15 protein-coding genes and 3 rRNA genes are annotated in these 22,278 nt (G+C 70.0%); 14 read left to right on the forward strand and 4 right to left on the reverse strand.

All coding sequences use genetic code 11. The annotated features are described in order from the left end of the window. Positions 1 to 74 precede the first annotated feature (74 nt). Entirely contained in the window at positions 75 to 971 is an 897-nt protein-coding gene (locus ACN263_RS10750; protein ID WP_422739652.1) for a universal stress protein, read from the reverse strand. Between the two features lie 104 nt (positions 972 to 1,075). Between ACN263_RS10750 and ACN263_RS10755 the strand changes: the two genes are divergently transcribed. From ACN263_RS10755 to ACN263_RS10765, 3 genes are all read left to right on the forward strand, one after another. Continuing rightward, positions 1,076 to 1,570, forward strand: coding sequence for a GNAT family N-acetyltransferase (locus tag ACN263_RS10755; protein ID WP_422739653.1), 495 nt, complete (start codon positions 1,076 to 1,078; stop codon positions 1,568 to 1,570). Between the two features lie 15 nt (positions 1,571 to 1,585). Then, positions 1,586 to 2,227 (forward strand): hypothetical protein, encoded by a 642-nt coding sequence (locus ACN263_RS10760; RefSeq protein ID WP_422739654.1) that lies wholly within the window; start codon positions 1,586 to 1,588, stop codon positions 2,225 to 2,227. Positions 2,228 to 2,354: 127 nt separating this feature from the next. Next, positions 2,355 to 3,698: a hemolysin family protein gene (locus ACN263_RS10765; RefSeq protein ID WP_422739655.1), complete on the forward strand. Its 1,344-nt coding sequence runs from the start codon at positions 2,355 to 2,357 to the stop codon at positions 3,696 to 3,698. Positions 3,699 to 3,711: 13 nt separating this feature from the next. Here ACN263_RS10765 and ACN263_RS10770 read toward each other — a convergent pair whose 3' ends face one another. Further along, positions 3,712 to 4,101, reverse strand: coding sequence for a PaaI family thioesterase (locus ACN263_RS10770; protein ID WP_422739656.1), 390 nt, complete (start codon positions 4,099 to 4,101; stop codon positions 3,712 to 3,714). Positions 4,102 to 4,201: 100 nt separating this feature from the next. Between ACN263_RS10770 and tyrS the strand changes: the two genes are divergently transcribed. From tyrS to rrf, 4 genes are all read left to right on the forward strand, one after another. Further along, on the forward strand, positions 4,202 to 5,494 hold the full coding sequence (gene tyrS / locus ACN263_RS10775) for a tyrosine--tRNA ligase (RefSeq protein WP_422740670.1): 1,293 nt from the start codon (positions 4,202 to 4,204) through the stop codon (positions 5,492 to 5,494). Positions 5,495 to 6,133: 639 nt separating this feature from the next. Continuing rightward, positions 6,134 to 7,648, forward strand: a 16S ribosomal RNA gene (locus ACN263_RS10780). A gap of 370 nt (positions 7,649 to 8,018) precedes the next feature. Then, positions 8,019 to 11,131: ribosomal RNA gene (locus ACN263_RS10785) — 23S ribosomal RNA — on the forward strand. Between the two features lie 85 nt (positions 11,132 to 11,216). After that, positions 11,217 to 11,333: ribosomal RNA gene (gene rrf, locus ACN263_RS10790) — 5S ribosomal RNA — on the forward strand. Together the 16S, 23S and 5S rRNA genes form the textbook arrangement of a ribosomal RNA operon. A gap of 90 nt (positions 11,334 to 11,423) precedes the next feature. Here rrf and ACN263_RS10795 read toward each other — a convergent pair. Continuing rightward, complete coding sequence (locus tag ACN263_RS10795) at positions 11,424 to 12,971, reverse strand: hypothetical protein (protein WP_422739657.1); 1,548 nt, start codon at positions 12,969 to 12,971, stop codon at positions 11,424 to 11,426. Here ACN263_RS10795 and ACN263_RS10800 point away from each other — a divergent pair. Further along, positions 12,960 to 13,976 (forward strand): tetratricopeptide repeat protein, encoded by a 1,017-nt coding sequence (locus ACN263_RS10800; protein ID WP_422740671.1) that lies wholly within the window; start codon positions 12,960 to 12,962, stop codon positions 13,974 to 13,976. The genes ACN263_RS10795 and ACN263_RS10800 overlap by 12 nt on opposite strands. Continuing rightward, a complete protein-coding gene (locus tag ACN263_RS10805; RefSeq protein ID WP_422739658.1) occupies positions 13,973 to 14,998 on the forward strand; it encodes an HAD-IIA family hydrolase in 1,026 nt (341 codons plus the stop codon). The genes ACN263_RS10800 and ACN263_RS10805 overlap by 4 nt, the downstream gene beginning before the upstream one ends. 95 nt (positions 14,999 to 15,093) lie before the next feature. Here the strand turns inward: ACN263_RS10805 and ACN263_RS10810 are convergent, their stop codons facing one another. Further along, positions 15,094 to 15,432, reverse strand: coding sequence for an SCP2 sterol-binding domain-containing protein (locus ACN263_RS10810; protein ID WP_422739659.1), 339 nt, complete (start codon positions 15,430 to 15,432; stop codon positions 15,094 to 15,096). Between the two features lie 111 nt (positions 15,433 to 15,543). Between ACN263_RS10810 and ACN263_RS10815 the strand changes: the two genes are divergently transcribed. The 5 genes from ACN263_RS10815 (at position 15,544) to ACN263_RS10835 (ending at position 22,254) form a co-directional block, all read left to right on the forward strand. Then, entirely contained in the window at positions 15,544 to 16,239 is a 696-nt protein-coding gene (locus ACN263_RS10815) for a hypothetical protein (protein WP_422739660.1), read from the forward strand. Next, a complete protein-coding gene (locus ACN263_RS10820; RefSeq protein ID WP_422739661.1) occupies positions 16,236 to 16,517 on the forward strand; it encodes a hypothetical protein in 282 nt (93 codons plus the stop codon). The genes ACN263_RS10815 and ACN263_RS10820 overlap by 4 nt, the downstream gene beginning before the upstream one ends. A 37-nt stretch (positions 16,518 to 16,554) precedes the next feature. Further along, positions 16,555 to 17,409, forward strand: coding sequence for a TlyA family RNA methyltransferase (locus ACN263_RS10825; RefSeq protein ID WP_422739662.1), 855 nt, complete (start codon positions 16,555 to 16,557; stop codon positions 17,407 to 17,409). Positions 17,410 to 17,497: 88 nt separating this feature from the next. Beyond that, positions 17,498 to 18,382 (forward strand): NAD kinase, encoded by an 885-nt coding sequence (locus ACN263_RS10830; protein ID WP_421476068.1) that lies wholly within the window; start codon positions 17,498 to 17,500, stop codon positions 18,380 to 18,382. Between the two features lie 158 nt (positions 18,383 to 18,540). Beyond that, a complete protein-coding gene (locus ACN263_RS10835; RefSeq protein WP_422739663.1) occupies positions 18,541 to 22,254 on the forward strand; it encodes a S8 family peptidase in 3,714 nt (1,237 codons plus the stop codon). Positions 22,255 to 22,278: the final 24 nt, after the last annotated feature.

Genomic DNA, 22,278 nt, shown 5'->3' on the forward strand with positions numbered 1-22,278 from the left:
TGTCGGTGGTTGTCCGCCTCAGGTGGCGCCGAACGCGCCGGCCGGCCGACCTGCCGAGTGGTTCCGACGAGGGTTCACCGACGGTGGCCCTCGCGGTGGTGCCGGACGATCGCCAGCGGGCCCTGCGAATGGTGCAGCACGGCATGGCTCACCGAGCCGAGCAACAGGCCGGCCAGCGCGCCCCGGCCGTGCGCGCCGACGACCGTGAGCTGCGCTCCGGCGGACTCACGCACCAGCACCGGCGCCGGCGCGCCGTACGCCACCCGGTGCCGCACCGACACGTCCGGGTACCGCTGCGACCAGCCGGCCACCGCCTCGGCGAGCAGCCGCTCCTCGTCGGCGGCGAGCGCGTCGACGCTGTACGCCAGCGGAAGCCGGTCGCCCGGCGCGTTCGGGGTGGGCGTGATCCAGGCGTGCACGACCACCAGGTCCGTGCCGCGTAGCGACGCCTCCTCGAAGGCGAAACCGAGTGCCTGCGCGGACAAGGCCGACCCGTCGATGCCGACCAGGACGGGCCCGTCCGCACGGGCCTCGCCCTTGACGACCAGCACCGGGCAGTCGGCGCGGGCGCAGACCGGCACGGCCACCGACCCGATCAGCAACTCGGTGATGCCACCCAGGCCCCGACTCCCCACCACCAGCAGCGCGGCGGCCCGGGACTCGGCCAGCAGGACGGGTACCGCCGCGCCGTCGACCACCGAGCCGGTGACGGTGAGGTCGGACGCGGTCTTGTCGGCCTCGTTCACCGCCTCCGCGACGATCTGCTCGGCCTGTTCCCGTAGCCCCGCGTCCAGCGCCGAACCCGTCACCGCGATCAGCGACGCGTCGGAGAGGGGCCAGGCGAACGCGTGCACCACGCGCAGTGGTCGGCCGCGCGCGACCGCCTCCCGGGCGGCGACTCGCACCGCGTTGAACGCCGACGTCGAACCGTCCACGGCGACCACCACGGGAGCACCAGATTTGTTGGTCATCACGGCCTCCTTCGTCCGCCTTCATCGTCGAACGGGAGCGTTCCGCCCGGGCAGGGGCGGCTGGCTGCGCGGAACGGGTCGTAGGTCCCGCGTAGGCTCGCCGGGTGACCTCCGATGTGCGGCTGCGGGCGGTTCGTGAGGACGACCTCGTGGAGTTCTTCCTGCACCAGCAGGATCCCGAAGCGAACCGGATGGCCGCGTTCGGTCCCGCCGACCCGTCGGACCACCGCGAGTTCGCCCGGCACTGGGCGCGGGTGCTCACCAACCCGGCGAACCGGGTCCGCACCGTCGAGGCCGACGGCGACGTGGTCGGCTACGTGAGCGCCTTCCCGGTCGGCGACCAGACCGAGGTCAGCTACTGGATCGACCCGGCCCGCTGGGGCCGGGGCCACGCCACCGCGGCGCTGGCAGCCCTGCTGCGCGAGCTGCCTCGGCCGGTGCACGCCCGGGCCGCGAAGGACAACGCCGCCTCGCTCGCGGTGCTCCGCAAGTGCGGCTTCGTCGTGGTCGGTGAGGACTCGGGGTACGCCAACGGGCGCGGCACGGAGGTCGAGGAGTGGCTGCTGGAGCTGCCCGCCGACACCCCTGACCTGGGCTAGCACTAGTCTCGCGGGGTGAACTGGTTGGATCTGGTCGGCTGGGCCGGCTCCGCGGTGCTGGTCTGGTCGCTGCTGCAGTCGCGCATCCTGCGGCTGCGCGCCCTGAACCTGGTCGGCTGCGCCGTGTTGATCGGCTACAACGCCACCATCGAGGTCTGGCCCATGGTCGGGCTCAACATCGTCCTCGCGGTGATCAACATCTGGTACCTGCGGGGCATGCTCGCCACCCGGCACGACGAGCAGACCTACCAGGTGGTCCAGGTGGGGGTCGACGACCAGTTCCTCGCTCACACGCTGCGCGTGCACGGGCCGGACATCGCCCGGTTCAACCCCCACTTCCGCTGGGATCCGTCCGCCGTCGACCGCTCCGCCTTCCTCGTGGTCACCGCCGACGAGGTGGTCGGGGTGGTGCTGTCGCACGCCGAGGCACGCGGCGTGGCCCAGATCGACCTGGACTACGTGACCCCGAAATTCCGGGACTTCACCCCGGGCGAGTTCGTCTACCGACGCAGCCGCCTCTTCACCGAACGCGGCTTCCACCGGGTCGTCAGCCCGCCCGGCATGATCGCCCCCTACTACCACCGGCTCGGTTTCCGCCCCGAGGGCGACTCGTACGTCCTGGACCTGCCGACGTCACCGGCCGCCGAATCGGCGTAGCGTCACCCCGGCAGGATTCGGCCGGCGTCGCACGGGGCACAGATGCGCGTACGCCGGTCGGGCTCGTCGACCGGCGGGCGCCGCGCGTACCGGCCGGCGTCACCATCGCAGAGGGAGCGAACCGGGCGTGCAGAGCTACGGGAGCCAACTGGCCCTGGTCGGGATCCTGATCGTGATCAACGCGCTCTTCGCCGGCAGCGAGATGGCGTTGGTGTCGCTGCGGGACAGCCAGATCCAGCGCCTCGAACGCACCAGCCGGGCCGGACGGGTGCTGGCCCGACTCGCCAAGGACCCGAACCGCTTCCTCGCCACCATCCAGATCGGCATCACCCTCGCCGGCTTCCTGGCCTCCGCCGCTGCCGCGGTCTCCCTCGCCAAGCCCCTCGTCCCCCTGCTCGGGGTCTTCGGCAGCGCCGCCGAGACGGTGGCGATCGTGGTGGTCACCCTCGCACTGACCTTCGTCACCCTGGTCTTCGGCGAGCTGGCGCCCAAGCGGATCGCCATGCAGTCCGCCGAGCGGTGGGCGCTACTGGTCGCCCGTCCGCTCGACGTGCTCGCCAGCCTGACCCGGCCGGCCGTGTGGGCCCTCGGCGCCACCAGCGACCTGGTCGTCCGCCTGGTCGGACTCAACCCGAAGCACGAGCCCGAGGAGATCGGCCCGGACGAGCTGCGCGACATCGTCGCCGGCAACCACGGCTTCACCAAGGAACAGCGCACCATCATCGCCGGCGCCGTCGAGATTGCCGACCGGCGGTTGCGGGCGGTGCTCGTACCCCGGTTGCAGGTCTTCACGCTCGACAGCGGGACCACCGCGGAGGCCGCGCGGCTCGTGCTGGCCGCCACCGGGCACTCCCGGGCGCCCGTGGTGCGCCACGGCGGCCTGGACGACACCGCCGGCGTGATCCATCTGCGCGACCTGGTCGGTGTCTCCGACGACCGGCCGATCGACGAGATCGCCCGCCCACCGATGCTGCTGCCCGACTCACTGCCGGTGGTGGACGCGCTGCGCCAGTTCAAGGCCGAGCGCCAGCACATCGCGCTGGTCGTGGACGAGCGCGGCGCCGTCGACGGGATCGTGACGCTGGAGGACATCCTGGAGGAGATCGTCGGGGAGATCTACGACGAGACCGACCGGGACGGCTACTCGGTGCGCCGGGAGCCGGACGGCACCCTGGTGCTGCCCGGCACCTTCCCGGTGCACGACCTGCCGGACATCGGTGTCGAGCTGCCGTCCCGCCCGGCGGGTGACTACACCACCGTCGCCGGGCTGGTGCTGGCCCGCCTCGGGCACATCCCGACGGTCGCCGGCGAGGACGTCACCCTGGACGGCTGGGTGCTGACGGTGGCCGGCATCGACCACCGGGCCATCACCGAGGTACGCCTGCGGCAGGTCCCCGCCGCCGACACGGCGGTCGACGACGGTGACGCCGATGAGCCCGTCGAGCCGGTGCTCGACGAGGCCCGCAGCTGACCGAACCCGCCGGTCAGTCGCGCGAGAGGTTCTGCAACCGGACCTGACCGCGGGCCACCAGGCGCTCCTTGGCGTCGGTGATCTCCACCTGCCAGAGCTGCTGGCTGCGCCCCCGGTGCACCGGCGTGCCGACCGCCCGCAGCTCACCGTCGCGCACGGCCCGCAGGAAGTCGGTCTGGTTCGCCACCCCGACCACCGTGCCCCGGTCGGCCAGCCAGAGCGAACCGCCGACGCTGGCAGCGGTCTCCACGACCGAGCAGTACACCCCGCCGTGCTGGATGCCGAACGGCTGGTGCAGGTCCGGGCGGACCTGCCAGCTGATGACGACGCGGTCGGGGGTCGCCTCCTCGAATTTCAGGCCGAGCAGGTTGACGAAACCACCCGTCAGATCCGGTGTCTCCACGGCAGAACCCTCCCGAAATCAGTGGGGCGCAAGCGTAACCGGGCGCGTTGCCGCAAACCCGGTACGGGTCGGTGCCGGCGATGGGGGAGAATCGGTGACCGTGACCGACAGCAACTCCCCGCCGTCCGGGCGGGACTCCCTGACCGACGACCTGCTCTGGCGTGGCCTCATCCAGGACTCGACCGGCCTCGACGAGCTGCGCGAGCTGCTCGACGGCGGGACGGCCACCACCTACTACGTGGGGTTCGACCCCACCGCGCAGAGCCTGCACGTCGGCTCGCTCATGCAGGTCACCACGGCCCGACGGCTGCAACTCGCGGGGCACCGCCCGCTGCTGCTGGTGGGCGGAGCGACCGGGCAGATCGGCGACCCGAAGGAGAGCGCCGAGCGGACGCTCAACCCGCCCGAGGTGATCGCCGGCTGGGTCGAGCGGATCCGCGAGCAGCTCGCGCCCTTCGTGTCGTACACCGGTGACAACGCGGCCCAGCTCGTCAACAACCTGGACTGGACCGGCGAGATGTCCGTGGTCGAGTTCCTCCGCGACGTGGGCAAGCACTTCCCGGTGAACAAGATGCTCGCCCGGGAGGTGGTGCGGGCGCGGTTGGAGACCGGCATCAGCTTCACCGAGTTCAGCTACCAGCTGTTGCAGGCCAACGACTTCTTCGAGTTGCACCGCCGGCACGGCTGCCAACTCCAGTTCGGTGGCTCCGACCAGTGGGGCAACATCACCGCGGGCGTCGACTACGTGCGGCGGCGCGGCGCCGGGCCGGTGCAGGCGTTCACCACACCACTGGTGACCAAGGCCGACGGTACGAAATTCGGCAAGACCGAGGGCGGGGCGGTCTGGCTCGATCCCACCCTGACCAGCCCGTACGCGTTCTACCAGTTCTGGCTCAACGTCGACGACCGGGAGGTCGACCGCTACCTGCGGTACTTCAGCTTCCGTACCCGGGACGAGCTGGAGGAGCTGGCGAAGGCGACGGCCGAACGGCCGGCGGCCCGGCTGGCCCAGCGGGCGTTGGCCGAGGAGTTGACCACGCTGGTGCACGGCGCCGAGGAGACCCGGCAGGCGGTCGCCGCCAGTCAGGCGCTGTTCGGACGGGGCTCGCTCGACGACCTGGCCCCGGAGACGCTGCGCGCGGCGCTCACCGAGGCCGGCCTGGTGCGACTCGGCGGAGAACTCCCGGACGTGGCGGGCCTGTTGCGGGACTCCGGCCTCGCAAGCGGGCTCAAGGAGGCACGTCGGGTCATCGCCGAGGGCGGCGCGTACGTGAACAACACCAGAGTGACCGAGGTGGACGCCACGGTGTCGACCGACGACCTGCTGCACGGTCGGTACCTCGTGCTGCGCCGGGGGAAGCGGTCGTTCGCCGGCGTTGAGCTGGGCGAATAGTCGACCATCGACAATGTGACGGGGGACGCGTCCGGCGGATTTGACGATCATCCGGCCGGACGCGTAACTTTCTCTCTGCCAGCGCGGAACGGACGAAACAGGCGAAAGCCTGAAGCGGCCGGAGCGCGGTGACGGCCTCGGGGTCGGGCGGGTTCACCGCCGGATCACCGACCGGGTGGTGCCCACGGAAACGCCGCGAGGCGGATTTGGTGCGGCGGAACCGACCGGGTAAGGTAGTCAGCCGGCAGGGAAACGGACGAGCAAGCGGGCAACCGCTGCGGCCAGCCTGCCAACCCATGACGCGAGCGGCGCAAGCCGGTCTGACCATGGTGCCCGCAACACGGCAGAAAGCACGACGAACCGGGAAACACCGGTTTGACACGGCAGAAACCAGCGGGTAACGTAGTAAAAGTGCCTGGCGCTGAAAGCGCCGGACACGCGGAACGAAAAGCCCCGGGATGGGGCCCACGGATGTGGGTCGTTGATCGGTGTGTGGTTGTTCTTTGAGAACTCAACAGGGTGCTTGTAAAGCCAGTGCCAATTATGATTTATACCCCGGACTGGTCAGGCCTTTGGTTTGGCTGGTTGGGATTCCTTTGGCAACATTTTGTTGTCAGGGTTTGCTGTTCAACTAATTTTTTGTTGGAGAGTTTGATCCTGGCTCAGGACGAACGCTGGCGGCGTGCTTAACACATGCAAGTCGAGCGGAAAGGCCCTTCGGGGTACTCGAGCGGCGAACGGGTGAGTAACACGTGAGCAACCTGCCCCAAGCTTTGGGATAACCCTCGGAAACGGGGGCTAATACCGAATATTACTTCTGGCCGCATGGCTGGGGGTGGAAAGTTTTTCGGCTTGGGATGGGCTCGCGGCCTATCAGCTTGTTGGTGGGGTGATGGCCTACCAAGGCGACGACGGGTAGCCGGCCTGAGAGGGCGACCGGCCACACTGGGACTGAGACACGGCCCAGACTCCTACGGGAGGCAGCAGTGGGGAATATTGCACAATGGGCGGAAGCCTGATGCAGCGACGCCGCGTGAGGGATGACGGCCTTCGGGTTGTAAACCTCTTTCAGCAGGGACGAAGCGGAAGTGACGGTACCTGCAGAAGAAGCGCCGGCCAACTACGTGCCAGCAGCCGCGGTAAGACGTAGGGCGCGAGCGTTGTCCGGATTTATTGGGCGTAAAGAGCTCGTAGGCGGCTTGTCGCGTCGACCGTGAAAACTTGGGGCTCAACCCCAAGCCTGCGGTCGATACGGGCAGGCTAGAGTTCGGTAGGGGAGACTGGAATTCCTGGTGTAGCGGTGAAATGCGCAGATATCAGGAGGAACACCGGTGGCGAAGGCGGGTCTCTGGGCCGATACTGACGCTGAGGAGCGAAAGCGTGGGGAGCGAACAGGATTAGATACCCTGGTAGTCCACGCTGTAAACGTTGGGCGCTAGGTGTGGGGGGCCTCTCCGGTTCCCTGTGCCGCAGCTAACGCATTAAGCGCCCCGCCTGGGGAGTACGGCCGCAAGGCTAAAACTCAAAGGAATTGACGGGGGCCCGCACAAGCGGCGGAGCATGCGGATTAATTCGATGCAACGCGAAGAACCTTACCTGGGTTTGACATGGCCGCAAAACCTCCAGAGATGGGGGGTCCTTCGGGGGCGGTCACAGGTGGTGCATGGCTGTCGTCAGCTCGTGTCGTGAGATGTTGGGTTAAGTCCCGCAACGAGCGCAACCCTCGTTCGATGTTGCCAGCGCGTTATGGCGGGGACTCATCGAAGACTGCCGGGGTCAACTCGGAGGAAGGTGGGGATGACGTCAAGTCATCATGCCCCTTATGTCCAGGGCTTCACGCATGCTACAATGGCCGGTACAATGGGCTGCGATACCGTGAGGTGGAGCGAATCCCAAAAAGCCGGTCTCAGTTCGGATCGGGGTCTGCAACTCGACCCCGTGAAGTCGGAGTCGCTAGTAATCGCAGATCAGCAACGCTGCGGTGAATACGTTCCCGGGCCTTGTACACACCGCCCGTCACGTCACGAAAGTCGGCAACACCCGAAGCCGGTGGCCCAACCCTTGTGGAGGGAGCCGTCGAAGGTGGGGCTGGCGATTGGGACGAAGTCGTAACAAGGTAGCCGTACCGGAAGGTGCGGCTGGATCACCTCCTTTCTAAGGAGCACCATCCGGTGAAAGCCGGTATGGAGCCCGCGGCCCGCGAATGTCGGGTCGGGGTGCTCAATGGCGGAGACACTGGCAAGTTGGATGCCGGCAACGGTCTCGGATGTCTAGTACACGCTCTTTCGAGTGCAGGAACGACGGATGTGATGCGGCTGGGGTCTGGCGTTAGCACCCTGTTGGGTCCTGAAAGAACAACCGGTGGTTGTCTTTCAGAGCCGTTGCTCGAGGTGAGAGTCCTCGGGTTGGCGCCAGGCATGGCCTGGCCTCGCATACCGGTCACGGTGGTGATGTTGGTGTGGGGCTTGTGGGTTGTGGGTTGGTTGTTTGTTGAGAATTGCACAGTGGACGCGAGCATCTTTGTGGTCAAGTTGTCAAGGGCGAACGGTGGATGCCTTGGCACCAGGAGCCGATGAAGGACGTGGGAGGCCGCGATAGGCCTGGGGGAGCTGTCAACCGAGCTGTGATCCCAGGGTGTCCGAATGGGGAAACCTGGCACCAGTCATGTGGTGTCACCCACACCTGAACACATAGGGTGTGTGGAGGGAACGCGGGGAAGTGAAACATCTCAGTACCCGTAGGAAGAGAAAACAATTTAGTGATTCCGTGAGTAGTGGCGAGCGAAAGCGGATTGAGGCTAAACCGGCTGCGTGTGATACCTGTCAGGGGTTGCGTGGTCGGGGTTGTGGGACCCCGCTGAGTGTACTGACATGCGCTCGAGGAGTTATAAAGCCAGCTGCTAGCCGAATGGTGTGGAAAAGCCAACCGTAGGCGGTGATAGTCCGGTAGGTGAAAGTGGCTGGTCTTCTGTGGGTGTTCCCGAGTAGCGGCGGACCCCTGAAATCTGCCGTGAATCTGCCAGGACCACCTGGTAAGCCTAAATACTTCCTGGTGACCGATAGCGGACGAGTACCGTGAGGGAATGGTGAAAAGTACCCCGGGAGGGGAGTGAAATAGTACCTGAAACCGTTCGCCTACAATCCGTCGGAGCCTTGCGGGGTGACGGCGTGCCTTTTGAAGAATGAGCCTGCGAGTTAGTGGCATGTGGCGAGGTTAACCCGTGTGGGGGAGCCGTAGCGAAAGCGAGTCTGAATAGGGCGATCGTAGTCGCATGCTCTAGACCCGAAGCGGAGTGATCTAGCCATGGGCAGGCTGAAGCGCGGGTAAGACCGCGTGGAGGGCCGAACCCACCAACGTTGAAAAGTTGGGGGATGACCTGTGGTTAGGGGTGAAAGGCCAATCAAACTCCGTGATAGCTGGTTCTCCCCGAAATGCATTTAGGTGCAGCGTCGCGTGTTTCTTGCCGGAGGTAGAGCACTGGATGGTCTAGGGGGCCCACAAGCTTACCGAAATCAGCCAAACTCCGAATGCCGGTAAGTGAGAGCGCGGCAGTGAGACTGCGGGGGATAAGCTTCGTAGTCGAGAGGGAAACAGCCCAGATCACCAGCTAAGGCCCCTAAGCGTGTGCTAAGTGGAAAAGGATGTGGGGTCGCATAGACAACCAGGAGGTTGGCTTAGAAGCAGCCACCCTTTAAAGAGTGCGTAATAGCTCACTGGTCAAGTGGTTCCGCGCCGACAATGTAGCGGGGCTCAAGCACACCGCCGAAGCTGTGGCATTCACATTTTTACTTCGCGGCGCCTTGATGTGCCGTGCAGGTGTGTGGATGGGTAGGGGAGCGTCGTGCCGGGGGTGAAGCAGCGGGGTGACCCAGTTGTGGACGCGGCACGAGTGAGAATGCAGGCATGAGTAGCGAAAGAAGGGTGAGAAACCCTTCCGCCGGATGACCAAGGGTTCCAGGGCCAGGCTAATCCGCCCTGGGTGAGTCGGGACCTAAGGCGAGGCCGAGAGGCGTAGTCGATGGACAACGGGTTGATATTCCCGTACCCGCGAAAGAGCGTCCCTGATGAACCTCGTTGTGCTAACCACCCGAACCAGCTGATGTCTTCGGACGGATGGTGGGGAGCGTGGGAACCTGGCGGGTAGTAGTCAAGCGATGGGGTGACGCAGGAAGGTAGCTGAGCCCGGCCGGTGGTTGTGCCGGGGTAAGCGTGTAGGCCGTGCCATAGGCAAATCCGTGGCGCATGGAGGCTGAGACGTGATGCCGAGCCGATTCAGGTGAAGTCAGTGATCCTATGCTGCCGAGAAAAGCCTCTAGCGAGTTCTTAGCGGCCCGTACCCCAAACCGACACAGGTGGTCAGGTAGAGAATACCGAGGCGATCGGGCGAACTGTGGTTAAGGAACTCGGCAAATTGCCCCCGTAACTTAGGGAGAAGGGGGGCCGGAGACGTGAAGCCCCGCGCGGGTGGAGCGTTGTATGGCCGCAGAGAGCAGGGGGAAGCGACTGTTTACTAAAAACACAGGTCCATGCGAAGAAGTAATTCGATGTATATGGACTGACGCCTGCCCGGTGCTGGAACGTTAAGGGGACCTGTTAGCTCTTTTGGGGCGAAGCGGAGAACTTAAGCGCCAGTAAACGGCGGTGGTAACTATAACCATCCTAAGGTAGCGAAATTCCTTGTCGGGTAAGTTCCGACCTGCACGAATGGCGTAACGACTTCCCCACTGTCTCAACCACAGGCCCGGCGAAATTGCAGTACGAGTAAAGATGCTCGTTACGCGCGGCAGGACGGAAAGACCCCGGGACCTTTACTATAGCTTGACATTGGTACTTGAGTTAGCTTGTGTAGGATAGGTGGGAGCCGGTGAAGCTCATACGCCAGTATGGGTGGAGGCAATCTTGAAATACCACTCTGGTTGATTTGGGTATCTAACTTCGGACCGTTATCCGGTTCAGGGACAGTGTCTGGTGGGTAGTTTAACTGGGGCGGTTGCCTCCTAAAGGGTAACGGAGGCGCCCAAAGGTTCCCTCAGCCTGGTTGGCAATCAGGTGTTGAGTGCAAGTACACAAGGGAGCTTGACTGTGAGACTGACAGGTCGAGCAGGGACGAAAGTCGGGACTAGTGATCCGGCACTTGCGAGTGGAAGCGGTGTCGCTCAACGGATAAAAGGTACCCCGGGGATAACAGGCTGATCTTCCCCAAGAGTCCATATCGACGGGATGGTTTGGCACCTCGATGTCGGCTCGTCGCATCCTGGGGCTGTAGCAGGTCCCAAGGGTTGGGCTGTTCGCCCATTAAAGCGGTACGCGAGCTGGGTTTAGAACGTCGTGAGACAGTTCGGTCCCTATCCGCCGTGCGCGTAGGATACTTGAGAAGGGCTGTCCCTAGTACGAGAGGACCGGGACGGACGAACCTCTGGTGTGCCAGTTGTCCCGCCAGGGGCACGGCTGGTTAGCTACGTTCGGAAGGGATAACCGCTGAAAGCATCTAAGCGGGAAGCCTGCTTCAAGATGAGGTATCCCACCCACCTTTGGTGGGGTAAGGCCCCCAGCTAGACGACTGGGTTGATAGGCCGGAAATGTAAGCCCGGTAACGGGTTCAGTTGACCGGTACTAATAGGCCGAGGACTTGACTACTAAGCTGCTACGCGTCCACTGTGCAACTCTGAACAAACACCCACCCGTGAGTGTTGTGCCGGGTTGGTTGATATGTTCATAGAGTTACGGCGGTCATGGCGGAGGGGAAACGCCCGGTTACATTCCGAACCCGGAAGCTAAGCCCTCCAGCGCCGATGGTACTGCACTCGTGAGGGTGTGGGAGAGTAGGACACCGCCGGACAATCTTCCAGTCGAGGGCCGCCCCATCAGGGTCGGCCCTCGACTGCGTAGCGCCATTGGTGGCGCAATCAGGAAGGATGTACCTGTGAGTTCAGGACCGCAGGGCGGAGACCGTCCCCGTCGTAACGAGGACCGCACCGACGGCCCGGCTGGACGCGACCGTGGAGCGCGCCGCGACGACCGGCCCCCGTACCGGGGAGACCGTGACAACGCCGGCGGCGCCCGCGGCGGCTACAGCGGCGGCCGCGAGGGCGGCACCCGCGGTGGCGACCGCCGCGAGGGTGGTTTCCGGGGCGGCGACCGTGACGGTGGCTTCCGGGGCGGTGACCGTGGTCGTTCCGGTGCGCCCCGTGAGGGTGGCTTCCGGGGCGGCGACCGCCGCGAGGGCGGTTTCCGTGGTGGCGACCGTGACGGTGGCTTCCGGGGCGGCGACCGCCGTGAGGGTGGTTTCCGTGGTGGCGATCGCGACGGTGGTTTCCGGGGTGGCGACCGGGACGGCGGTTTCCGGGGCGGTGACCGTGATGGTGGTTTCCGGGGTGGCGACCGTCGTGAGGGTGGCTACCAGGGTGGCGGTGACCGTGGTCGTTCCGGTCCGCCGCGCGAGGGTGGCTTCCGGGGCGGCGACCGCCGTGAGGGTGGCTTCCGGGGTGGCGACCGTGAGGGTGGCTTCCGGGGCGGTGAGCGTCGCGAGGGTGGTTTCCGCGACTCGTCGCGCTCCGCTGGTCCGCGCGAGGGCGGTTTCCGTGGTGGCGACCGTGACGGTGGTTTCCGTGGTGGTGACCGTCGTGAGGGTGGCTACCAGGGTGGCGGTGACCGTGGTCGTTCCGGTCCGCCCCGTGAGGGTGGCTTCCGGGGTGGCGACCGGGACGGCGGTTTCCGGGGCGGTGACCGTGATGGTGGTTTCCGGGGTGGCGACCGTCGTGAGGGTGGCTTCCGTGGTGGCGACCGTGATGGTGGTTTCCGTGGTGGCGACCGTCGTGAGGGTGGCTACCAGGGTGGCGGTGACCGTGGTCGTTCCGGTCCGCCCCGTGAGGGTGGCTTCCGGGGTGGCGACCGCGACGGTGGCTTCCGGGGTGGCGACCGTGACGGTGGCTCCCGTGGTGGCGACCGTCGCGAGGGTGGCTTCCGTGGTGGCGACCGTGAGGGCGGCTTCCGTGGCGGTGACCGTCGTGAGGGTGGCTACCAGGGTGGCGGTGACCGTGGTCGTTCCGGTCCGCCCCGTGAGGGTGGCTTCCGGGGTGGCGACCGCGACGGTGGTTTCCGGGGTGGCGACCGTCGTGAGGGCGGTTTCCGCGGTGGCGACCGTGAGGGCGGTTTCCGAGGCGGCGACCGCCGGCAGGGTGGCGCGCCCCGTGAGGGTGGCTTCCGGGGTGGCGACCGTGAGGGCGGGTTCCGGGGTGGCGACCGTCGTGAGGGCGGCTTCCGCGCTGGCAACCGTGAGGGTGGCTTCCGAGGCGGCGGCCGTCGCGAGGACGACCGCCGCCGCGACGAGCGTGCGGCGGGCCCGGAGGCGTCCGAGGGTGGGCGTAGCGCGGCCCCGGCACTGCCGGACGACATCGTCGCGACCGACCTTGACAAGGACGTGCGTGCCGAACTGCTCTCGCTGAACAAGCCGGTCGCCGAGACCGTGGCCCGGCACCTGGTCGCCACCGGTCAGTTGATCGACGAGGACCCGGCCGAGGCGTTGGCCCACGCGCTGGCTGCCCGGCGGCTGGCGTCGCGCATCGCCTCCGTCCGCGAAGCGGTCGGCCTGGCCGCGTACCACGCGGGGGAGTGGCAGACGGCGATCGCCGAGCTGCGGACGTACCACCGGATGACCGGTTTGCAGAGTCACCTTGCCGTGCTCGCCGACTGTGAGCGTGCGCTCGGCCGGCCGGAGCGGGCCATTGACCTGTACCGGGGCGCTGACCAGGAGAAGCTGGACCCGGCCGTCGCCACCGAGCTGCTGATCGTCGCCGCCGGCGCACGGGGTGACCTCGGCCAGAAGGACGCCGCGGTCGCGATGCTCCAGGTGCCCGATCTCACCAGCGAGACGACGGCGCCGTGGACGGCGCGTCTCCGTTACGCGTACGCCGACGCGCTGCTCGCGGTGGGCCGGCGTGAGGAGGCCCGCGAGTGGTTCTCCCGCGCCGCCGACGTGGACACCGAGGGCGAGACCGACGCCGCCGAGCGGTTGCTCGAACTCGACGGCGTCGTCATCGAGGGCGACGACGAGGACGAGGCCGAGGAGATCGCCGCCGGTCCGGGCGCACCGGGTGCCGTGCCGGCGCAGCCGGACACGGACCTGACCGTCGCCGACGGTGAGGACGACTTCGCCGCGACGGCCGACGACGAGGCTGACGACGAAGACGCCGAGGACGACGACGCCGAGGACGAGGACGAGGACGACGAGGACTTCGCCGCCGAGGCGGGCGACGAGGACTTCGACGACGACGAGGAGGGCCGCGTCACCGGCGCTTCGGCCCGGCACACCGACGCGGCGGACCCCGAGGACGTCGACGGTGACGACGAGGACGTCGACGCCCGCCGTCCGGACCCGGACGACACCGCTGCGGCCCTGACCGCCGACGACGGTGGCCGGGACGCGGACGGCGAGCGGACCGCCTCCACCCGGGGCGACGAGCCGGAGTCGACGCAGCGGTGAACGCGGACGCCGGGAAGCGGCTGATCGACGGGTACAGCCTGGTCGTCTTCGACCTGGACGGTGTGATCTACCTGATCGACCGGCCGATTCCCGGCGCCGTCGAGGCGGTGGCCCAGCTGCACGCCGAGGGGCGCGCGGTCGCGTACGCCACCAACAACGCCTCACGCCGCTCCAGCGACGTCGCCGACCTGCTGACCGGGATGGGCGTGCCGGCACGGCCGGAGGAGGTCCTCACCTCCGCCGCCGCAGCGGCCGAGCTGCTGCGCGACCGGCTGCCGGCCGGCGCCGCGGTGCTGGTGGTCGGCGCGGAGGCGTTGCGCGCCGAGCTGCGCGCGGTCGGGCTGACCCCGGTCACCCGCGCCGACGAGAAGCCGGCCGCGGTGGTGCAGGGCTACGGCCCGCAGGTCGGCTGGGCCGAGTTGGCCGAGGCGTCGGTCGCGGTCCGGGCGGGCGCGATCTGGGTCGCCACCAACACCGACCGGACGCTGCCCAGCGCCCGTGGCCCGCTACCGGGCAACGGGTCACTGGTCGCGGTGTTGCGGACCGCGTTGGAACGGGACCCGGACCTGGTGGTCGGCAAGCCGGAGTCGGCGCTGTTCGAGACCGCCGCCCGGCGCGGCGACGGCGGAAATGCCCTTGTCGTCGGCGATCGACTGGACACCGACATCGAGGGCGCCCGCCGCGCGGGCCTGGACAGTCTGCTCGTCCTCACCGGCGTCAGCGGCGTACCCGAGTTGCTCGCGGCCGAGCCGGGGCGGCGGCCCACGTACGTCGCGCGGGACCTGGCGGGGCTCTTCGACCCGGCGGCGGCGGTGCGGGTCCCGGGCCCGACGGACGCCGGCGGCTGGTCCGTCACGGACCGCGACGGGACGCTGGAGCTGGCCGGCGACGGCCAGGCGCTGGACGCCCTGGCGGCCCTCTGCGCGGCGGCCTGGGCGGCCCCGACACTGCCGGCGATCCGCCCGGCGGGCCCGGCCGCGGCCGCGGCCCTGAAGAGCTTCGGGCTGACCGCGCAGGCGTGAAGCCGGGCCACGGAGACGTGGGCCGGCCACGAAGGCGCGCGGCGGGGCAGCGACGACGCTTCAAAGCCGGGCACCGACGACGCGCGGGCGACCCGCTAGAGGAGCTTGCGCAGCTTCATCAGGTCGAACGGGTTGGCCTTGATCGACACCCGGCGGGAGGTGACCGCCCTGGTGACGTCCAGGTCGCCACGGACCAGGGCGAGCAGGTCGTCGCTGGACGTGCTCAACGCGATCTTGGCCTTCGGGTCGTCGCCGTCGGCCAGTTCGACCAGCCGGCCGCCGCTGATCCGTCCGTGGAAGGCCGTGTCCAGATCGGTGATCCGGCAGGCCAGGGTGCGCTCCAGGTCGATACGCTCCCGAACCGTCTCGGCGTTGCGGTCCAACCGGGCGGCCAGCTCCTGCAACGCCTGCCGGCACTCGTCCACGCTGGCCACATGTCCCCCTCGCCGATTGCCTCGCCGTCCCCGGCACCGTACCGCACGGGACAGTCCGGGGTGCCCGGTAGCGTGACACCTGCAGACCCCGCCCGACGGAAGGACCAAGGCATGCAGGACGCGTGGCGCGCCTACCTCGAACTGGCCCTGGGCCTGGCGGAGGCGCCCCGGAAGAAGGCGCAGGAAGCGGTGCGTCGGGTCGTCGGCACGGGCGGGGCGACCGCGGCCCAGTTGCAGGCGCTCGCCGAGGAGCTGGTCAGCACCAGCGCCGCCAACCGGGAGTCGTTGACCAAGCTGGTCCGCTTCGAGGTCGACCGGGCCCTCGGCGCGGTCGGTCTGGCCACGGCGGACGAGGTGGCCGAGCTGACCCGACGGGTACGCGACCTGGAACGGCAACTGCGCGAGGCGCGGGCCACCGAGTCACCCGCCGCGACGACGGCCGGCGGCCCGTCCGCCGCCCCGACGCCTGCCGCCGAGCCCGTGCCACAGCCCGACCCGACCCGCGCCGCGCCGCCCGGTGACGGCCTGGTGCCGTCCGACGCCCCCGCCGGAGCGCCGGTCGCCCAGCAGGCCGCGCCGCCCGTCGCCAAGAAGGCCGCCGCGCCCGTCGCCAAGAAGGCGATCGCGAAGAAGGCCGTCGCGAAGAAGGCCGTCGCGAAGAAGGCCATCGCCCGCAAGCCTCCCGCGACGATCAGCCGGACCGGCGACGAGACGCAGACGCCGGTCAGTCAGGACGACACACCGACGCCGGCGGCCATGCCGGCGAAGAAGGCCGTCCGCAAGCGCCGCCCGGACGGTGCGTCGTGAGCGACGCGCCACGTCCGGGCCCACCCGGGGGCTTCCGGCCGGGCCCGCCACCGGCCGGCTCGTTCGCGGCCCGCCCGGGCCCGCCGCCCGGTCCCCGTCCGGGCCCGCGTGCCGACCTGACGGTCGGCGCCGACGACGCGGCGAGCCACCCGGCGGTCGAGGCCGCCGTGCGGGCCATGGACAACGCGGCGGCGCTCGCCCCGGCCGACCAGATCGCGCAGTACGAGGCGGCGTACGAGACGCTGCGCGAGACCCTCGCCACCATCGACCAGACCTGAGCAGGGCGATTGCGCCCGACGGACCGGAGAAACACGTATGGCACGTCGCAACCGGCTGGACGCCGAACTCGTCCGTCGCGGGCTGGCCCGCTCGCGTGAGCAGGCCGCCGCGCTGGTCGAGGCCGGCCGGGTCCAGCTGCGCGGAGTGCCCGCGCGCAAGGCCGCCGCGATGGTCGACCCCGCCGACCCGCTGCTGGTCACCGGCGACGACCCGACCGAGGAGTACGTCTCCCGGGGCGGCCACAAGCTCGCCGGAGCCCTCGCCGCGTTCGGTGGGCTGCGCGTCGCCGGCCGCCGCTGCCTGGACGCCGGGGCCTCGACCGGGGGCTTCACCGATGTGCTGCTGCGCGCCGACGCCGCCGAGGTGGTGGCCGTGGACGTCGGCTACGGGCAGCTCGCCTGGTCGCTACGGACCGACGAGCGCGTCCGGGTCCTGGAACGCACGAACGTCCGTACCCTCGTTCCGGACACGATCGGCGGACCGGTCGACCTGACGGTGGCCGACCTGTCGTTCATCTCGCTGCGGCTGGTGCTGCCGGCGTTGGCCGGCTGCACCCGGGCGGACGGCGACCTGGCGTTGATGGTGAAGCCGCAGTTCGAGGTGGGCAAGGAGCGGGTCGGGGCCGGCGGTGTGGTGCGCGACCCGGCGCTGCGTGCCGAGGCGGTGCTCGACGTGGCCGCCGCCGCGGCCCAGCTCGGCCTCGGTCTGGCGGACGTGGCGGCCAGCCCGCTGCCGGGTCCCAGCGGCAACGTCGAGTTCTTCGTATGGTTGCGCCGGGGCGCGCCGGCGGCCGACCCGCAGCGGGTACGGGCCGTGGTGGACGCCGGGCCGGACGGCGTGACGACGGCCGGCGACGTGCCGGGCGTGGCGGCGGAGGAGGTCGCAGGGTGAACGCGTACAGCGAGCGGCGCGCGACGGCACGCGGGCGTGCCGGAGCACGGGCGTCCGGCCGTGCCGTCGCGGACGGGCGGGTGGCCCGATGAGCCGCACGGCGCTGCTGGTGACCCACACCGGTCGTCGGCGTAGCACCGAGCACGCCCGGTCGGTCGCCGCCGACCTCATCGCCGCGGGATTCGAGGTACGGGTCGTCGCCGACGAGGCCGAGGATCTCGACCTGCCCGGTGTGGTCCCGGTCGCCGGCCCGGAAGCCGCCGAGGGCGCCGAGATCGTCTTCGCGCTGGGCGGGGACGGCACGTTTCTGCGCGCGGCCGAGCTGGCGCGCCCGGCGAAGGCGCCGTTGCTCGGCATCAACCTCGGCAAGGTCGGGTTCCTCGCCGAAGCGGAGATCGACGACCTGGACACCGCGGTCCGCGACGTCGTCGAGCGCAACTACACGGTGCACGAGCGGCTGACGCTCGACGTCACGGCCGAGTTCGACGGCGGGCCGACCATCGAGTCGTGGGCGCTCAACGAGATCAGCGTCGAGAAGGGCGAACGGGCGCAGATGCTCGAACTCCTCGTCGACGTGGACGGCCGTCCGCTGTCCCGCTACGGCTGCGACGGCGTGGTCTGCGCCACCCCGACCGGTTCCACCGCGTACGCGTTCTCCGGCGGCGGCCCCGTCGTCTGGCCGGAGGTGGAGGCCCTGCTGCTGGTACCGATCAGCGCGCACGCGCTGTTCAGCCGTCCACTGGTCACCGCGCCCACGTCGACGTTCGTCATCACCGTCGACCCGTTCACCACGCTCGCCGTGCTCGCCTGCGACGGCCGGCGGGTGTACGACCTGCCGCCGGGCGCCCGGGTGACCGTGCGGCGCGGTGCCCTGCCGGTGCGCATCGTGCGGCTGCGGGCCCGCCCGTTCACCGACCGGCTGGTCGCCAAGTTCGGCCTGCCGGTGCACGGCTGGCGGGGCAGCCGCCGGTGACGGTGGCGCACACCGTCGGTGTCCGGCGGTTGTCCACCTGACGACATGTCGCCGCTACGGCGGCGAGCGGCTAGTGACCTGGTTGTGCGCTGCGTCGCAGACTCCGATCGGTCCTCATCCACGGATGTCGGGCCCGAAGGAGTGAAGGAGCGCATCGCATGCACTGGTCCCCCCGCTGGCTCAGCGCCGGCGCGGTCGGCGCGTTGGTGGTCGGCCTCGCCGCGCCGGCGTCCGCCGAGCCGCCCGTCCGGCCCACCGGCCCGAGCCTGGGCGCGTCCGCCCCGGCCGCCGCGCCCGTCCGCATCACCCTCATCACCGGCGACCAGGTCGAGTTGTCGCCGGCCGCGCCCGGCCGGGTCGCCGCCACCGTACGCCCGGGACCCGGGCGGGAGCGGATCCTCTTCCAGACCCTGGAGGTCGACGGCGGGCTGCGGGTCCTGCCCAGCGACGTCACGCCCTACATCTCCAGCGGTGTCCTCGACGCCAACCTGTTCGACGTGCAGGAGTTGGCCGCCGACGGCTACGGCGACGCCGCGCAGGGGGCGCTGCCGCTGATCGTGCGCTACCAGGAGCCGTCCGCCGGCCGGGTCCGGCCGCTCGGCGGCGTCACCGACGCCCGACCCCTGCCGAGCATCAACGGCGCCGCCGTACGGGTCGGCAAGGCCGACCTGGGTGGGCTGTGGACCACCCTCGCCGGCACGCCGACGACCCGGACCGCGACTCCTCGGCTGGGCGGCGGCATCGCCCGGGTCTGGCTGGACGGTCGGGTGCGCCCGACGTTGGAGCACAGCGTCCCGCAGATCGGCGCTCCGGCGGCCTGGGCGGCCGGCCGCGACGGCAGTGGCGTGACGGTGGCCGTGCTCGACACCGGCGTCGACGCCACCCACCCCGACCTGGCCGGGCGGATCGCCGAGGCGCGGGACTTCTCCGGCAGCGGCAGCGCCCGCGACGGTCACGGCCACGGCACCCACGTCGCCGCCACCATCGCGGGCAGCGGAGCGGCGTCGGAGGGGTTGCGCAAGGGCGTCGCCCCGGGCGCGCGGCTGCTGGTCGGCAAGGTGCTCGACGACGGCGGCTCCGGCTACGACTCGGCCATCATCGCCGGCATGGAGTGGGCCGCCCACTCCGGCGCGAAGGTCGTCAGCATGAGCCTCGGCGGTGGCCCGACCGACGGCACCGACCCGATGAGCCAGGCGGTGAACGACCTGACCGCCGAGACCGGCGCGCTGTTCGTGATCGCTGCCGGCAACTCGGGCCAGGCGCGGAGCGTCAACGCCCCGGGCGCGGCCACGGCGGCGCTGACCGTCGGCGCGGTCGACCGGGACGACAACCTCGCGGACTTCTCCAGCCGGGGCCCCCGCGTCGGCGACAACGGCATCAAGCCCGAGATCACCGCGCCGGGCGTGGGCATCGTCGCCGCGCGGGCCGCCGGCACCACCATGGGTACGCCGGTCGGCGACGCCTACACGGCCGCGTCCGGGACGTCCATGGCCACCCCGCACGTCGCGGGCGCGGCCGCGATCCTCGCCCAGGACCACCCGGACTGGAAGGCCGGCACGCTCAAGGACGCGCTGGTCAGCACCACCAAGGCGAACCCGGCGCTGACCGTCTTCGAGCAGGGCGGCGGTCGGGTGGACGTGGCGCGGGCGCTCACCCAACGGGTGTACGCGTCGGCCACCGCCGACTTCGGCCGGGTCAGCACCGGCGGACCGGTGGCCGAGCGCAGTGTGACGTACACCAATGGCACCTCCGTCGCGCGGACCCTGCGGCTGGCCCTGGAGCTGCGCAACCTGGACAGCGGCGCGGCCGAGACCGACGGCGTCGCCGTCGGCTCGGGCGAGGTGACCGTGCCGGCGGGCGGCAGCGTGGCCGTGCCGCTGCGCGCCGACCCGGCGAAGCTGGCCCGGGGCCCGCACGGAGGATGGCTGGTGGCGACCGGTGCGGACGGCGTCGCCGTGCGCACGCCGGTCGGGCTCACCGTCAGCGGACCGCAGCACGACGTCACGATCAAGGTGCTGGGCCGGCAGGGTCAGCCGACCCTCTCGCCCGCCCTGACCCTCTTCGGCGAGCAGCCCGAGTCGGACTTCTGGGGCTGGTGGCCGGGCGAGGGCACCCTGCGGGTCGAGGAGGGCAGCTACCTGCTGACCGCGCTGGTCGAGCACGGCGCTCCGCTGGACGAGCAGCTGACCCAGACCGTCGAACCCGAGCTCACCGTCGACCGGGACCTGACGGTCGTGCTCGACGCCCGCAAGGGCACGCCGGTACGCGTCGAGACGCCCAAGCCCAGCGAACAGCGGGCCACGCTCAGCTTCTACGTGCACCGGGTGCTGGGCAACGGCCGGCAGATCGACCACGGCGTCATGGCGTACAGCACCGTTCAGCAGGTGAACGTCACGCCGACCCGGCCGGTGCGCCACGGCGAGTTCGAGTTCGCCTCCCGCTGGCAGCTCGTCGCGCCCATGGTGGACGCCACCGTCACCGGCGTGTCCGGACCGTCGGACATCAACCTGCTGGGCGCGTCCCCGGCGCCGACCGGGCGACACAAGCGGCCGCTGGTCTGGGCGGGCGCCGGAACACCCGGCGAGCTGACCCGGGTGCGGGGCGCGGCCGTGCTGCTCGCCACCGACCCGGACCGCAGCGAGGAGGAGCAGGTGGCCGCGGTCGCGGCGGCCGGCGCGGCGGCGGTGCTGATCGTCCGCCCCGAGGACCGGAGCGCGTGGACGGTCTGGCGGCCGGCGGGGGAGCGGCTGCCGATCCCGGCGATGGTCGTGGCGTACGACGACGGGCAGCGGTTGATCGCGGCGGCGCGTACGGGTCGCGCGACGCTGGACCTGACGCTGACCGTGGACAGCCCCTACCTGTACGACGTGTGGCAGGTGTCGAAGGGGCGGGTGCCGGAGCGCATCGTGCACACGGTGACCGCGAGGAACACGGCCGAGGTGACCGCGCGCTACGGCGACACCGGCGCGGGTTGGGCCACCGAGGAGCGGTTCGGCTGGCGTCCGTGGCAGGAGCACGCCTGGAACGACGACCAGCGCCTGGTCCACAACGGCACCACGCGGCAGGAGTTCGTGAGCGCCGGTGACAACTGGTGGCAGCACCGGGTGCTGCACAAGCAGATGTTCATGCAGTGGGGGCAGTTGACCGGCGGCCTCACCCAGGAGCCCCGGCGGTACGCCGCCGACGACCGGGAGACCGAGTCCTGGCACGCCCCGGTGATGCGGCCGGCCGTGCCGGCGAGCGGCGCGCCGGTGCCGACGCGGACCGGGGACGTCCTCGACGTGCGGGTGCCCGAGTTCGTCGACGCCGACGGGCACTACAGCGTGGCGGGCACCAGCGAGGAGTCGGACGGCGTCGAGGTCCGCCTCAGCCGGGATGGGCGGCAGATCGCCGACCTGTCCGACGGGTGGACGCCGGTGCCGACCACGGCGGGACCGTCCCGTTACCGCCTCGACGTGACGACGCGACGGGCCTCGGACGAGTGGCGCTACGGCACCCGGACGGACACGGCGTGGCAGTTCACCTCGGCCCGTCCGGCGGGTGCCGCGGCCAGCCCGCTGTCGCTGTTGCAGGTGGACTACCGGGTGCCGGCCGACCTGCTCGGCACCGTGCCCGGCAACCGCCCGCACCAGGTGGGGCTGACCCTGCGCCAGCCCGCCGGGTTGTCCGCCCCGAAGGGCGCCGGCGTGACCGTGCAGGTCTCCTTCGACGAGGGCGTCACCTGGCGGTCCGTGCCGACCCACGGGTCGGGCGTCCGCTGGACGGCGATTGTGCCGGCCGGACGCGGCACGGTGTCGCTGCGGGTGCACGCCGCCGACCGGGCCGGGAACACCGTCGACCAGACGGTGCTGCGGGCGTACGGGCTGCGCTGACCGCCGGACCGGCCGGGCCCACCG

The organism is Micromonospora sp. WMMD729 (assembly GCF_049315225.1).
GTDB lineage: Bacteria > Actinomycetota > Actinomycetes > Mycobacteriales > Micromonosporaceae > Micromonospora.